A 14897-nucleotide genomic window follows, 5' to 3' on the forward strand; every position below is an offset into this window, starting at 1 on the left:
AAAGCTGATCATTTCGGTAGCGAGGCGGGGAAATTTGAGGTAAACCTATGTAATTAACGCTTTACAGGGTGTAAAGCATAAAATTGACACTTTGACGAAGCAGACTGTGAGGCGGGTCTACGTGGTGGGGCGGAACTCCTTCTGGAGCACGCTTTTTATGCTATGGTGGGCCTTAACCCGAAGTCAGGAACACTTCCTTTGCGGGAAGATAAAACACTTCGTCTGTCATTATGAAAAAACTGCATGATATTTTCTGCAATTTGGACTTTAAGCAACAGATCAAATTATGTAGAATGCGCGCCATTAGAGTGACGAAAACGTTTGCGTTGGGTTCATTGTGCAGTTTTTTGCCAATTTCAGTACAATCTGAGTCAGGAGATACAGATGCTAAAGCGTGATATGAATATCGCTGATTATGATGCGGAGCTATTCGCAGCAATCCAAGAAGAAACTCTTCGCCAAGAGGAACACATTGAGCTAATCGCTTCCGAGAACTACACCAGCCCGCGTGTCATGGAAGCGCAAGGTTCTCAGCTGACTAACAAATACGCTGAAGGTTACCCAGGCAAGCGTTACTACGGCGGCTGTGAGTACGTCGACAAAGCAGAATCTTTGGCTATCGACCGTGCGTGTCAGCTGTTTGGCTGTGAATACGCCAACGTTCAGCCTCACTCTGGCTCTCAGGCAAACAGCGCAGTTTACATGGCTCTGCTGAATCCGGGCGACACAGTTCTGGGTATGAGCCTGGCGCACGGTGGGCACCTGACTCACGGTTCACCAGTTAACTTCTCTGGTAAGCACTACAACGTCATTCCTTACGGTATCGACGAAAGCGGCCAAATCAACTACGACGAAATGGAAGCGCTGGCACTGGAGCACAAACCGAAGATGATCATCGGTGGCTTCTCTGCTTACTCACAAATCGTTGACTGGAAACGCATGCGTGAAATCGCAGATAAAGTGGATGCGTACCTGTTTGTCGACATGGCGCACGTAGCGGGTCTGATTGCTGCGGGTGTATACCCGACTCCAATCCCTCACGCACACGTTGTGACTACGACAACTCACAAAACACTGGCTGGCCCACGTGGCGGTTTGATCCTGTCAAACGCTGGTGAAGAGATGTACAAAAAGCTGAACTCAGCGGTATTCCCTGGTGGTCAGGGTGGCCCTCTGATGCACGTGATCGCTGGTAAAGCCGTCGCGTTCAAAGAAGCGATGGAACCTGAATTCAAAGCATACCAACAGCGTGTAGTACAAAACGCGAAAGCTATGGTTGCTCAGTTCCAGGAGCGCGGTTACAAGATCGTCTCTAACGGTACTGAAAACCACCTGTTCCTGGTTGATCTGATTGATAAAAACATCACAGGTAAAGAAGCAGACGCCGTTCTGGGTGCAGCAAATATCACTGTCAACAAAAACTCAGTGCCAAATGACCCACGCAGCCCGTTCGTGACTTCTGGTATCCGTGTTGGTACTCCGGCGATCACTCGTCGTGGTTTCACTGAGCAAGATGCGAAGAACCTGGCTGACTGGATGTGTGACGTTCTGGACAACATCAACGATGAGTCTGTGATCGAAGCAACCAAACAGAAAGTTCTGGAAATCTGTAAACGTCTGCCAGTTTACGCATAAGTGCCGATAAGCCAGTTACGCTAACGCGTAAATGAGCCCATCGACGTTAAAGGCCTGCATGATGCAGGCCTTTTTTATATCTTTTTTTAAGTAACGGCACTGAGGTTGATTCAATACAGGTGCTTCAGTGGCGCTGATTATGTCCGTCGCCCGGACAGATGTGTCATGGACAACATGTCCCATAGACAAAACGTATCACGGGCAGATAGCACGCCGGATTACTTGGCAATGCTCAGCAGAGTGCCGGATTTACATTTGAACAGATAGTAGCTGTTGCTTTCGCTGAATTTACCCAGTCCTTCACCATCACAGTAGTCGATATTAATATCACGCATGGTTTCTAGTGTACTCTCTTGCTGCAGGGCGAATTTAGCGCCGTCGGCACAGACAATCCGCACCCGTCCGTCGTCACTGAGTGAGTAGATATTCACTTCTGTGTTGCACAGTTCAAACGAGGCTTCGCGATAGTTGTCCTGTGTGGTATTCGACGCACAGCCGGATGCTGTCGCCACTGCTACCATAGCCAGCAGGCTCAGTTTGGTCATTCTGGTCATCCTTACAGGACATCATGTCCGTATATACATAGTTGCGCAAAGTGTAGACTATTTTCTCTGCTCATCTCAAGCGCTGTCGTTGCCGGCTGATCTACAGAAATAAAAAAACCGGCGTTTAAGCCGGTTTTTAAAGCAAAGGCGGGAAATTATTTGACTTCCATGCCTTTCGCTTGCAGATCCGCATGGTAAGACGAACGGACGAACGGGCCACAGGCCGCGTGAGTGAAGCCCAGCTCCAGTGCGATGTCTTTCAGCTCATCAAACTCCGATGGCGGCACATAGCGTTCTACCGGCAGGTGGTGACGGCTTGGAGCCAGATACTGGCCCAGAGTCAGCATAGTCACACCGTGAGCGCGCAGATCTTTCAGTACTTCGACGATCTCTTCTTTGGTTTCGCCCAGACCCATCATCAGGCCTGATTTGGTCGGAACGTCCGGATGCATCTCTTTGAACTTACGCAGCAGTTCCAGTGACCATTTGTAGTTGGCACCAGGGCGCGCTTTACGGTACAGGCGCGGTGCAGTTTCCAGGTTGTGGTTAAATACATCTGGCGGGTTATCTTTTAGCAGATCCAGCGCCACATCCATACGACCACGGAAGTCAGGAACCAGGGTTTCAATGCGGATTTCAGGGTTCAGAGCACGGATCTCGCGGTTGCAGTCCGCGAAGTGCTGAGCACCGCCGTCACGCAGGTCATCACGATCCACTGAGGTGATCACCACGTATTTCAGCTTCATGTCCTTGATGGTCTGAGCCAGTTTGTGCGGCTCTTGTGCATCCGGAGTCAGAGGACGGCCATGGGCAACGTCACAGAATGGACAACGACGGGTACAGATAGCACCCAGGATCATAAAGGTTGCAGTACCGTGGTTAAAACATTCGGCCAGGTTAGGGCAGGATGCTTCTTCACATACAGAATGGAGATTATTTTTGCGCATTGCTGACTTGATGTCCTGAATACGCTGACTGTCCGCAGGCAGTTTGATTTTCATCCATTCCGGTTTACGCAGGATTTCTTTCTGCTCGGCAGGCATGTTTTTAACTGGAATTAATGCCATTTTGTCGGCGTCACGGTATTTTACGCCTTTTTCCATTTGGATTGGTTTGCTCATGCTTTCTTACCTATGACAGGTGCTTCAGTGCTGAATTCTACTTGTTCGTAACCAAACAGGCTGACGAGTTCTTTTATGAGTTGTTGCTCGACGTCCGCGATATCACCCGGGCCGCCTAAATCGCTCACTTGCACCATTTGCATACCTTGGTAACCGCATGGGTTGATACGCTGAAAAGGAGAGAGGTCCATGTTGACGTTGAGCGCTAAACCATGGAACGAACAGCCTTTACGAATTCTAAGACCGAGTGAGCAGATTTTTTTACCATCGACATAAACGCCAGGAGCATCCGGGCGCGCGGCAGAGTCGATATTGTAAGCTTTTAACGTGTTAATTACGAGGTTCTCAATATCAGTGACGAGTTCTCGTACTCCGAGGCTCTTACGACGCAGATTAATCAGGAAGTAAGCGACGATCTGACCGGGACCGTGATAAGTCACCTGGCCGCCACGATCACTTTGTACAACCGGAATGTCACCAGTGTTGAGAAGGTGTTCGGCTTTACCGGCCTGACCCTGGGTGAACACCGGGCTGTGTTCGACAAGCCATACTTCATCGCAGGTGCTGTCATCGCGTTGATCGGTAAAGTCATGCATTGCCTGCCAAACAGGATGGTAATCCTGTCGACCTAATCGTCTGACAACAAGCTGGTTATCCATCGTAGAAGTCCGTCAGTGATATATAAAGTGCTGGGATTATAAACGTGTTCAGCGTTTTGAACTACAGATCGAAGCACTATTTTTGACCCTGAAATTTATGTAACTATTTTAATTTATTGATAAATAAACAAAAAGCAGCCAGTGGCTGCTTTCAAAAAAAATTGAATATATCAAATAAATCCAGATTGAGCCGCTTACAGTACCATGCGTACGATTTCAATATCGCCCAGCTCTTTGTACAGCACTTCTACCTGCTCAATTGAAATTGCAGTGATAGTCACTGACACTGAGTGGTAGTTGCCTTTGCCGCTTGGTTTGACGCGTGGGCTGTAATCACCTGGAGCATGGCGCTGAATAACTTCCAACACAAGCTCTGGCAGCTCAGGTTTCGCATGACCCATCACTTTGTAAGTAAACGAGCATGGGAACTCTAGCAGGTCTTTCAATTTTGCATCAGAGTTGATGGTCAACATATTGGAAACTCCAAGTTTGGTATTCAATAACGGTGTCGAATAGTACAGCCTATTGACAGCGATCTCAAGTCACGCAAAAAAGCCGCCAGCAGGCGGCTTTGTCTGACAGGTTTACACCTTACGGCTCACTGCCGGTCGGTTTAGAACAAGCCTTTGAATAGCAGGACAATGTAGTCCCACAGACGGCTGAACATGCTACCTTCTTCGACGTTTTCCAGCGCCAGCAGAGGACGTTGTGCTACATCTTCACCGTTTACCTGGTAGTACAGAGTACCGACTTTTTCGCCTTTCTGGATAGGAGCTTTCAGCTCTTTTTCCAGCACGAAGCTGGCAGTCAGATCTTTCGCCTGGCCGCGTGGCAGAGTGACGTAAGTGTCTTCGCCTACACCCAGAGCAACCGTTGACTTGTCACCCATCCATACTTTTTCGTTGACGAAAGTTTCGCCCGCTTTGTGTGGTTCAACGGTTTCAAAGAAACGGAAGCCGTAGCTCAGCAGCTTTTTGCTCTCTGATTTACGTGCGTTCATGTCTTTGGTGCCCATAACAACGGCAACCAGACGCATCTTGCCTTCGGTTGCCGAGCTGACCAGGTTAAAACCTGCGTTGGTGGTGTGACCGGTTTTGATGCCGTCCACGTTCATGCTTTTATCCCACAGCAGACCGTTACGGTTGTACTGAGTGATGCCGTTGTAAGTGAATTTCTTCTCTGAGTAGATTTTGTATTCGTTCGGAACGTCACGGATCAGAGCCTGACCAAGCAGCGCCATGTCGTAAGGCGTGGTGTACAGGTCCGCGTTGTCCAGGCCGTGCACGTTGGCAAAGTGGGTATCTTTCATACCCAGGCTGCTGCCCCAGGCGTTCATCAGATCGACGAACGCATCTTCTGAGCCGGCAATGTGTTCTGCCATTGCGACACAGGCGTCGTTACCTGACTGAACAATGATGCCCTGGTTCAGATCGCGTACTTTGACCGTCGTGCCGACTTCGATGAACATCTTTGATGATTCCGGGAAGTTCTTCGCCCAGGCATTACGGCTGATAGTGACGTCATCATCGTTAGAAATGTTACCGCGCTTCAGTTCCTGGCCGATGACGTAGCTGGTCATCATTTTGGTCAGGCTGGCTGGAGACAGCTTGGTATTCATTTCTTTCTGGGCAAGAACTTTGCCTGAATGATAGTCCATCAGTACAAAACCTTTTGCCGCGATCTGTGGCGCATCTGGAATTACGACAGGAGAAGCGTTAGCTGTGCTGGTGAACGTAGCGGAAAGCGCAATTGAAGACGCTAAAACAGAATTTAGGATGGTTTTTTTCATGATGAATGCGAATTGTTTAATTAATTGTTCGTTATATTAACAGAAACGACTTCTCAAACCAGACCTGACTAATCAGGTCGGGCTTGGGATGCCATTATTGCGTGACTGAGTGCTTTTTAATAAAGGCAGTATCGTACCCCAGAGCTTTCACCTTTTCGAGGGTGTCCTGTGTTTGTGTGTAATCACTGAACGGCCCCAGAAACAGGCGATGGCTTTGGTCAATACTCTCGACAAAACTTTGCACTGAAAGGCTTTGACCCATTTCTTGCGCTAAAGTTCGCACTCTTTGTTCATTTTGTGAAGATGCCACCTGAATGATGTACTGAGGTGCACCGGATTTCGGCTTGGCATCACTGCTTTTGTTGACGGCAATCACCTCGATCTCTACATTCGCGGTGCCGGCCTGAACCACACCGATTTTATACGCTGCGGCATAACTTAAATCTATGATGCGCCCGGAGTGGAAAGGGCCGCGGTCATTGACCCGCACCACGGTCGATTTGCCATTATCCAGATTGGTTACTTTGACATAACTCGGCAGCGGCAGGGTTTTATGCGCAGCGCTCATTGAGTACATGTCATAAATTTCGCCGTTTGAGGTCAGGTGACCATGAAACTTTTTACCGTACCAGGACGCTTTGCCGCGCTGTTTAAAGCCCGACGTCTGTTTTTCAATCTGATAATTGACACCGCGTAGGGTGTAATCTTTGTTGCCCCCGAGACTGTACGGTTCGTACTGCGGGTTGGCATCTTCAATATGATCGACCGACATTGGCGTATCAGGCGCCACATCATCGTCGATCTCGTAGCGCCCGGATGGGGTGGTACTACAGCCGGCCAGGATTGCGGCGCAGCAAAAGGTAACAAGGAGCTTGGAGTGCATCATTAGTTTGCCTTCGAAAACGCTTTTCTATGGGTATGGATTGACATCAGAATACCAAATCCTGCCATGAGGGTGACCATAGAAGTACCGCCATAGCTGATCAGTGGAAGAGGTACACCCACTACCGGCAAAATACCGCTTACCATCCCGATGTTTACAAACACATAAACAAAAAAGCTTAGCACAATACTGCCGGCCATCATGCGACCGAATGCGGTTTGTGCGTTGCTTGCCAGGTAGAGTCCGCGGCCAATAATAAATAAGTAAACTGCCAATAGCGCAAGGATGCCTATCATGCCCCATTCTTCGGCGATTACTGCAAAGATAAAGTCAGTATGTCGTTCAGGTAAGAATTCCAGGTTGGATTGGGTGCCGTGCAGCCAGCCTTTTCCGGGAATCCCGCCCGAACCGATAGCAATTTTACTCTGGATAATGTGGTAACCGGCACCGAGCGGGTCGGACTCCGGGTTAAACAGAGTACGTACCCGGGTTTTCTGATACTCGTGCATCAGGAAAAACCACAGCACCGGCACAAACGCACCGACCGCCATGGCCGCCGCGACGATAATTTTCCAGCTGATACCAGCCAGAAAGATAACAAACACTCCGGAGGCGGCGATCAGAATCGAGGTGCCGAGGTCGGGCTGTTTGGCGATCAGTATGGTCGGAAAGAACACCATGACAGCCGAAATCATCAGAGTCTGAAAACTCGGCGGCAGCGGACGCTTGCCGATATAGCGTGCCACCATCAAAGGCACCGCCAGTTTGAGTAATTCCGATGGCTGGAAACGGACAAAGCCCAAATTCAGCCAGCGCTGAGCACCTTTGGAGACTTCACCAAAAAACAGTACTCCCAGCAGCAGGATCACGCCGACAAAAAACAGTCCCGGTGCCAGGCGCTCGTAGGTACGCGGTGGCAACTGGGCCAAGCCGATCATCACTGCCAGCGCCAGTACCATACGCATTGCCTGACGATCCATCATCGCCAGGCTCTGGCCGCTGGCACTGTACATCACCACCAGGCCAAACCCCATCACGACCAGCAATCCCAGCAGCAGCGGCAGGTCGATATGCAAGCGTTCGAAAAAGGCCCGGTTCCGGCCGGTAGAAGGATCGAGTTTCATTCCTGTTTTGCCTTATCGTCTTTCTTGAGAATAATGTGGTCAAAGATCTGTCTGGCAACCGGTGCACCATGACTTGAGCCGCCACCGGCGTTCTCCAGCACTATGGTGACAATCGCCTGCGGGTTATCGACCGGCGCAAAACTGGTGTACAGCGCATGGTCGCGCAGGTGCTCGGCCAGTTCGTCGGCGTTATATTTCTGGCCTTCCGCTAGGCCAAATACCTGAGCAGTACCGGACTTACCGGCACTCTGGTATTCAGAGCCGTAAAAGGCGCGGCGTGCGGTACCACGGCTGCCGTGGTTGACCAGGTGCATGCCTTCGATGGCGATATTCCAGTATTTGTCCGGTACTCCGGTGATCGGCGGATAGGTGGTGTATTCGGTCTCTTTCTGGGTCGAGAATTTGTCACCATTGTTGATGGTTGAACGCAGCAAGTGCGGCGCAATCACCTCACCGTGATGGACCAGCACCGAGGTCGCCTTAGCGATTTGCATCGGGGTCGCGGTCCAGTAACCCTGGCCGATACCCACCGGTATCGTGTCGCCCTGATACCAAGGCGTGCGGTGGCGGGCCATTTTCCACTCACGAGTAGGCATGTTAGCGGTACTTTCTTCGTGGATATCAATACCGGTGTAGTCGCCAAAGCCGAATTTCATCATCCAGGTCGACAGGCGGTCGATGCCCATGTCATACGCGACCTGATAAAAGAACGTATCGACCGATTCTTCCAGTGCTTTGGTCACATTCACTGTACCGTGTCCCCAGCGGGACCAGTCACGAAACGGACGGGTTTTCGAGTTTGGAATGCGCCAGTAACCCGGGTCATTGCGGGTGGTGTTGGGTGTAATGACGCCTTCTTCCAGTGCCGACACCGCGATAAAGGGTTTGACTGTTGATGCTGGCGGATAAATCCCGAGTGTGGTGCGGTTAACCAGCGGGCGGTTTTTGTCGTTGAGCAGCGCGCTGTACGCCTTGCTTGAAATGCCGTGCACAAACGCATTCGGATCGTAGCTCGGACTCGATACCATGGCCAGTACGCCATTATCTTTCGGATCCAGCACCACGGCTGAGCCACGACGGCCTTCCAGCAGGTTATGCACATAGACTTGCAGATCGATATCGAGATTGAGGACGATATCTTTGCCCGGCGTAGGCGGAACGTATTTCAGAGTGCGGATGATACGGCCGCGGCTGTTGACTTCCACTTCCTGGTAACCGGCGGTGCCGTGCAGCACATCTTCGTAGTAACGTTCGATGCCGAGCTTACCGATATCACGCGTGGCCTGGTAGTTGGCTTCTTTGCCTTCTTGCTCAAGACGACGCATGTCGCGGTCATTGATGCGTGATACGTAACCGAGCACGTGGGTCAGCACTTCGCCGTACGGGTAGAAGCGCTTGAGGTTGGCTGTCACCGACACGCCGGGAAACTTGTACTGTTGAACGGAAAATTTGGCCACTTCCTGCTGAGTCAGCTGGGTCAGCAGCGGCACCGAATTAAAGCGGCGGGTTTGACGACGCTCTTTGTCAAACGCGGCGATTTGTTCCGGCGTGATTTGCAGAATCTGTTGTAAGCGCGTGATGGTGTCGTCCATGTCTTTGACTTTTTCCGGGATGATTTCCAGGTTAAAGACAGGGCGGTTTTCAGCCAGCAAAACACCGTTGCGGTCGTATATCAGGCCGCGGTTGGGAGCGATAGGGACGACTTTGATGCGGTTATCATTGGAACGGGTTTTATAATCCTGATACTGGTTCACCTGGATGTTGTACAGGTTGGCGACCAGTATCCCCATCATCAAGACAATGCCGACAAAAGATACAATAGCACGGTTACGAAATAACCGTGCTTCTGCCAGATAGTCTCGAATAGGGTTACGCTTACGTAACATCAGTCTCTATTCTCGGTGATAAGGGTGATTAGCGGTAATACTCCAGGCGCGGTACAGGCTTTCTGCCATCACAACTCGCACCAGTGGGTGGGGCAGGGTCAAGGGTGATAATGACCAGCTCTGCTCTGCGGCGGCTTTACACGCCGGTGCCAGACCTTCCGGGCCACCAATCAGGATCGATACATCCCGGGCATCCAGTTTCCAGCTTTCCAGCTGTTGCGCCAGTTGTTCGGTGTCCCAGCGCTTACCGGGAATGTCAAGAGTAACAATTCGGTTACCCTTTGGCACGGCTGCCAGCATGGCTTCGCCTTCTTTTTGCAGAATTCTTGCAATGTCGGCGTTTTTGCCCCGCTTACCGGCGCTGATTTCCACCAGTTCCAGTGGCATATCATGCGGAAAGCGGCGACGGTATTCCTGAAAACCCTCTTCGACCCACTTGGGCATTTTGGTGCCAACGGCGATCAGTTGAATCTTCACCTTAGCTCCAGAGTTTTTCCAGTTGGTACATCTCGCGTTGTTGTTCCTGCATCACGTGCAGCATGGTTGATCCCATATCGACCACGACCCATTCGCCTTCATTCTCGCCATCGATGCCCAGCGGTTCAATGCCGGCTTTTTTGGCTTCGCTGGCCACATGCTCAGCAATGGACGCAACGTGTCTTTTCGACGTCCCGGTACAGATGATCAGGTAATCGGTGACGCTGGATTTACCGATCACATCCAGGGTAATAATGTCGACCGCTTTCATGTCGTCGGCTTTGTCGGCAAGAAAGTCTTTGAGTTCTTCACGTTGCAAGGGAATGTTCCTCTGAAATAAATAACGATAACAAGATATGAAAAAAGCGCGGCACTATAGCACGCTTCAGGCAGGCAAGGGTAAGTTTGCCTGCGGAACACAGCACTCCAGGCTCAGTTGGTGTAATAACGGCCAGGGCGACTGTTCATATTGAGTTTTTGCCACAATTTCGCATTGGGCAAGTAAGCGCACCAGATGTTGCAGATGCTGCACTGACAGACGTTGCAGAGCGGCGGCGTATAACGGACGTTTGTTTTGCCAGATACGATATTTATCAAACAGGCTACCGATAGGCTGACTGTTCATCGCCTGGCGCATCTGCAGCAGCTGAAACAGCTCTTTTTGAGCTGTTCGCATCAGGATAATCGGCTCCACGCCTTCGGCCGCTTGCTGGCGCAATATGCGCTGAGCACGGTTGGCTTTGCCTTCCAGCAGCGCATCAATCCAGTGAAACGGTGTAAAGTGGTTATGGCGGCTGAGCGACTCTTCCAGTCTCACCAGAGTGAGCTGGCGATCCGGGTAAAGCAGGATCAGTTTCTCCAGGCTCTGGGCCAGGGCAAACAGGTTACCTTCGTGCCACTGTGCCAGCATCTGAACCGCTTCGGCGTCGGGCTGTAAACCTAACGCCCGGCAGCGCGTGGTAACAAACTGGGGCAGGCGGCTGATGTCGGGCGTCAGGCAGTTGACCATCGCGCCGTGCGCACTCAGCGCCTTAAACCAGGCGCTGTTTTCCTGCGCCCGGGTCGGTTTCGGACCGACGATGACCAGCAAAACATCCGCATTGAGGCTGTCAGCCAGCTTGGCCAGCTCTTTACCTGCGGCGGCATTCAGACCCGCCTCGGGAATTTCCAGCTCGATCAACTGACGGCTGGAAAACAGACTCATTGACTGGCAGCAGTCATACACTTCGTTCCAGTCGAGGCTGGCATCGATCTGAAAACGATGTTTTTCCTCAAAACCCTGGCTGCGCGCCTGCTGTTCAATCGCGCTGCGCGATTCCTGAATCAGCAAAGGCTCGTTGCCGAACACCAGATAAACCGGCAGCAGCGACTTTTGCAGCGCGTCGGCCAGTTTGTCAGCATACAATCTCATCAGACCGCCTACTGAGTGTTGCCGGCAGCGGCTGGCTCTTGAACGGTGTTGATCTGGTAATCCGAATGGGTATCACCGGTTTGCGGATCGTCCATATGACCAGATTCGATCGAGGCTTTAAGACGTGCCATCTGACGCACAATCTGACTCGCGGCCAGTTTGCGCATTTCATCTTCAATCATGTCGCGTTCGACCGATTTTGCCAGTGCAGTCAGCGGGTTATCCAGGTAGCTGCGGGTCACGCTGGTGGAGAAGGTTTTTTCACCCAGCTCAGGAATAAGAACACGGTAAGAGGCGCGGAAGGTCAGCTCTTTTTCTGCCGTGCGTGCGTTTTGGTACAGCGACAGAGTGCGCTCACTGATGCCTTCACTCAGCAGATGCAGGTTTGGCACATTTTCGCTCGGGCTGACCAGGGCGATTTCATTCAGGCGCAGCTGACCTTTCACTAAACGGGTAAAGGTGCTGTATTGGTCGTAACTGGTGACCGACATCGTACTCAGTTCTTCCGGAACATCGTAGTCACCACGCAGGTGAAAACCGCAGGCACTGAGCAGGGAGGCGGTCAGAACAACCAGTGATAACTTCAATGTAGATGACAATGTCAAACGCATGGGGCTACTTTCTCATGAAATGGATTTACTTATCTCAGCCCACCACCATGATGGGCTGAGATAAGTAAACAGGGCCAAAAGCCCTGTTTACAGACCGTCAGAGACGGAATTAGTTCGCAACGATGTTCAGCAGTTTGCCCGGAACATAGATAACTTTGCGAATGGTTTTGCCGTCGGTGAACTTCAGCACGTTTTCGTCTTTCAGACCAAGCTCTTCGACTTGCTCTTTCGTCGCGTCCGCCGCTACCGTCAGTTTGCCGCGCAGCTTACCGTTAACCTGCAGAACGATCAGTTTTTCGTCTTCAACCAGAGCCGCTTCATCGAAGGTTGGCCATGCCGCGCTGTCGATGTCTGCCTGACCCAGAGCATTCCACATTTCAAAACAGATGTGCGGTGCAATCGGGTACAGCATCAGCGTGATCGCTTTCAGTGCTTCATCCAGAATTGCACGATCCTGAGCCTCTTCCTGTGGTGCTTTCGCCAGCTTGTTCATCAGCTCCATGATCGCTGCAATTGCGGTGTTGAAGGTCTGACGACGCGCAATATCATCGGTCACTTTGGCGATGGTTTTGTGGACATCACGACGCAGCGCTTTCTGGTCTGCGTTCAGTGCTGCCGCGTCAACCGCGCCGGCTGCGCCTTTCTCTGCGTGCTCACGCACCAGTTTCCAGACGCGTTTCAGGAAGCGGTTGGCACCTTCAACGCCTGATTCCTGCCACTCCAGCGTCATATCCGCCGGTGAAGCAAACATCATGAACAGACGTACGGTGTCTGCACCGTATTTGTCGACCATTTCCTGCGGGTCGATACCGTTGTTTTTCGACTTAGACATTTTGATCATGCCTGAGTGTGCAACGTTGCGGCCTTCGCCGTCGACAGCAGAAGCGATGCGCCCTTTCGCGTCACGTTCTACTTTCACTTCCGTCGGAGAAACCCACTCTTTGGTGCCTTTCTCGTTGGTGTAGTAGAACGCATCGGCCAGCACCATACCCTGACACAGCAGCTGTTTAAATGGCTCGTCAGAAGTCACATACCCGGCATCACGCAGCAGTTTGTGGAAGAAACGTGAGTACAGCAGGTGCATACACGCGTGCTCGATACCACCGATGTACTGGTCAACCGGCAGCCAGTAGTTCGCTTTTTCCGGATCCAGGATGTCATCGGCTTGCGGGCTACAGTAGCGCGCGTAGTACCAAGACGATTCCATGAAGGTATCGAATGTGTCGGTTTCACGCAGAGCCGGTTCACCGTTAAAGGTGGTTTTCGCCCACTCTTTGTCCGCTTTGATCGGGCTGGTGACGCCGTCCATTACCACATCTTCCGGCAGAATGACCGGCAGCTGGTCAGCCGGAACCGGATGAACTTCACCGTCTTCAGTGGTGACCATCGGAATTGGCGCACCCCAGTAACGCTGGCGGGATACACCCCAGTCGCGCAGACGGAAATTAACGGTTTTGACCCCTTTACCTTCTGCTTCCAGTTTGGCTGCGATCGCATCGAACGCGGCCTGGAATTCCAGACCATCGAACTCACCTGAGTCAAACAGCACACCTTTCTCGGTGTACGCTTCAGCCGAAATGTCCAGCTCGCTGCCGTCAACGGGTTTGATGACCGGAATGATCTCCAGGTTATACTTAGTGGCGAACTCGTAGTCACGTTGGTCGTGGGCAGGTACTGCCATCACCGCGCCTGTACCGTAGTCCATCAGCACGAAGTTAGCCACGTAAACCGGTACTTCACGACCATTCAGCGGGTGAATCGCCGTCAGGCCGGTTGCCATGCCTTTCTTCTCCATCGTCGCCAGTTCTGCCTCGGCGACTTTGGTGTTTTTACATTCTTCGATGAAAGCAGCCAGTTCAGGGTTGCTCTGCGCCGCTTTCGTTGCCAGCGGGTGACCGGCAGCGATGCCGACGTACGTCACACCCATCAGGGTGTCCGGACGTGTGGTGTACACTTCCAGATCCTGCGCCTGATCTTTGACTGCAAACTTAAGTTCCACACCTTCAGAGCGGCCAATCCAGTTGCGCTGCATGGTTTTCACCATTTCCGGCCAGCCATCCAGATTATCCAGATCATCCAGTAGCTCTTGCGCGTATGCCGTGATCTTAATGAACCACTGCGGGATTTCTTTTTGCTCTACCGGGGTATCACAACGCCAGCAGCAGCCGTCTTCAACTTGTTCGTTGGCCAGAACGGTCTGGTCGTTCGGACACCAGTTAACGGAAGACGTCTTCTTATAAACCAGGCCTTTCTCGTACAGCTTGGTGAAGAACTCTTGTTCCCAACGGTAGTATTCCGGACGACAGGTCGCAAATTCGCGGTTCCAGTCGTAGCCAAAACCCAGCAGTTTGAGCTGGTTTTTCATGTATTCAATATTTTCGTAGGTCCACGGCGCTGGCGCAGTGTTGTTTTTGACTGCAGCGTTTTCTGCCGGCAGACCGAAAGCATCCCAGCCGATTGGTTGCATGACGTTTTTGCCTTGCAGACGCTGGAAACGAGAGACCACATCACCGATAGTGTAGTTACGCACGTGACCCATATGCAGACGGCCACTTGGGTACGGGAACATTGAGAGACAGTAGAATTTTTCTTTATTTGGGTCTTCACTTACAACAAAGGTCTTGTTGTCGTCCCAATGCTGTTGAACTTTTTGTTCAATATCTTGCGGGTTGTATTGCTCTTGCATCGATGATATCCGGTTATCTTGGAATTTGTGAGTTCAGTTTGAACAGATACTAATAGATCGTCATAGAATA

General features: G+C 51.5%; 14 protein-coding genes. 1 reads left to right on the top strand and 13 read right to left on the bottom strand.

The window, feature by feature from the left end; all coding sequences use genetic code 11:
* Positions 1 to 384 precede the first annotated feature (384 nt).
* The gene (glyA, locus tag J0X00_RS16010; RefSeq protein ID WP_136487779.1) at positions 385 to 1635 is read left to right on the top strand and encodes a serine hydroxymethyltransferase; all 1251 of its coding nucleotides are present in this window, start codon (positions 385 to 387) and stop codon (positions 1633 to 1635) included.
* Between the two features lie 218 nt (positions 1636 to 1853).
* Here glyA and J0X00_RS16015 read toward each other — a convergent pair whose 3' ends face one another.
* The 13 genes from J0X00_RS16015 to leuS form a co-directional block, all read right to left on the bottom strand.
* Entirely contained in the window at positions 1854 to 2180 is a 327-nt protein-coding gene (locus tag J0X00_RS16015; protein WP_218562189.1) for a hypothetical protein, read from the bottom strand.
* A gap of 155 nt (positions 2181 to 2335) precedes the next feature.
* Positions 2336 to 3301: a lipoyl synthase gene (lipA, locus tag J0X00_RS16020; protein ID WP_136487781.1), complete on the bottom strand. Its 966-nt coding sequence runs from the start codon at positions 3299 to 3301 to the stop codon at positions 2336 to 2338.
* Positions 3298 to 3960, bottom strand: a complete 663-nt coding sequence (gene lipB, locus J0X00_RS16025) for a lipoyl(octanoyl) transferase LipB (RefSeq protein WP_282477195.1) — start codon at positions 3958 to 3960, stop codon at positions 3298 to 3300. Before lipB ends, lipA begins: the two co-directional genes overlap by 4 nt.
* A gap of 194 nt (positions 3961 to 4154) precedes the next feature.
* A complete protein-coding gene (ybeD, locus tag J0X00_RS16030; RefSeq protein ID WP_136487783.1) occupies positions 4155 to 4433 on the bottom strand; it encodes a DUF493 family protein YbeD in 279 nt (92 codons plus the stop codon).
* A 140-nt stretch (positions 4434 to 4573) separates the two neighbouring features.
* Positions 4574 to 5749: a serine hydrolase gene (locus tag J0X00_RS16035; protein WP_136487784.1), complete on the bottom strand. Its 1176-nt coding sequence runs from the start codon at positions 5747 to 5749 to the stop codon at positions 4574 to 4576.
* Between the two features lie 94 nt (positions 5750 to 5843).
* Positions 5844 to 6632 (bottom strand): septal ring lytic transglycosylase RlpA family protein, encoded by a 789-nt coding sequence (locus J0X00_RS16040; RefSeq protein WP_136487829.1) that lies wholly within the window; start codon positions 6630 to 6632, stop codon positions 5844 to 5846.
* Between the two features lie 2 nt (positions 6633 to 6634).
* Positions 6635 to 7756: a rod shape-determining protein RodA gene (gene rodA, locus J0X00_RS16045; protein ID WP_282477196.1), complete on the bottom strand. Its 1122-nt coding sequence runs from the start codon at positions 7754 to 7756 to the stop codon at positions 6635 to 6637.
* Positions 7753 to 9642 (bottom strand): penicillin-binding protein 2, encoded by a 1890-nt coding sequence (mrdA, locus tag J0X00_RS16050; protein ID WP_136487786.1) that lies wholly within the window; start codon positions 9640 to 9642, stop codon positions 7753 to 7755. Before mrdA ends, rodA begins: the two co-directional genes overlap by 4 nt.
* Positions 9643 to 9648: 6 nt before the next feature.
* Entirely contained in the window at positions 9649 to 10119 is a 471-nt protein-coding gene (gene rlmH, locus J0X00_RS16055) for a 23S rRNA (pseudouridine(1915)-N(3))-methyltransferase RlmH (RefSeq protein WP_136487787.1), read from the bottom strand.
* Position 10120: 1 nt separating this feature from the next.
* The gene (gene rsfS / locus J0X00_RS16060; RefSeq protein ID WP_136487788.1) at positions 10121 to 10438 is read right to left on the bottom strand and encodes a ribosome silencing factor; all 318 of its coding nucleotides are present in this window, start codon (positions 10436 to 10438) and stop codon (positions 10121 to 10123) included.
* 66 nt (positions 10439 to 10504) lie between these two features.
* On the bottom strand, positions 10505 to 11530 hold the full coding sequence (gene holA, locus J0X00_RS16065; RefSeq protein WP_282477197.1) for a DNA polymerase III subunit delta: 1026 nt from the start codon (positions 11528 to 11530) through the stop codon (positions 10505 to 10507).
* A gap of 8 nt (positions 11531 to 11538) precedes the next feature.
* Entirely contained in the window at positions 11539 to 12141 is a 603-nt protein-coding gene (lptE, locus tag J0X00_RS16070) for an LPS assembly lipoprotein LptE (RefSeq protein ID WP_282477198.1), read from the bottom strand.
* 109 nt (positions 12142 to 12250) lie between these two features.
* Positions 12251 to 14827, bottom strand: coding sequence for a leucine--tRNA ligase (gene leuS, locus J0X00_RS16075; RefSeq protein ID WP_218562186.1), 2577 nt, complete (start codon positions 14825 to 14827; stop codon positions 12251 to 12253).
* Positions 14828 to 14897 lie beyond the last annotated feature (70 nt).

Origin of the sequence: Vibrio sp. ABG19 (genome assembly GCF_029962385.1) — a bacterium.
In the GTDB taxonomy this organism is placed as follows: domain Bacteria; phylum Pseudomonadota; class Gammaproteobacteria; order Enterobacterales; family Vibrionaceae; genus Vibrio; species Vibrio ostreae.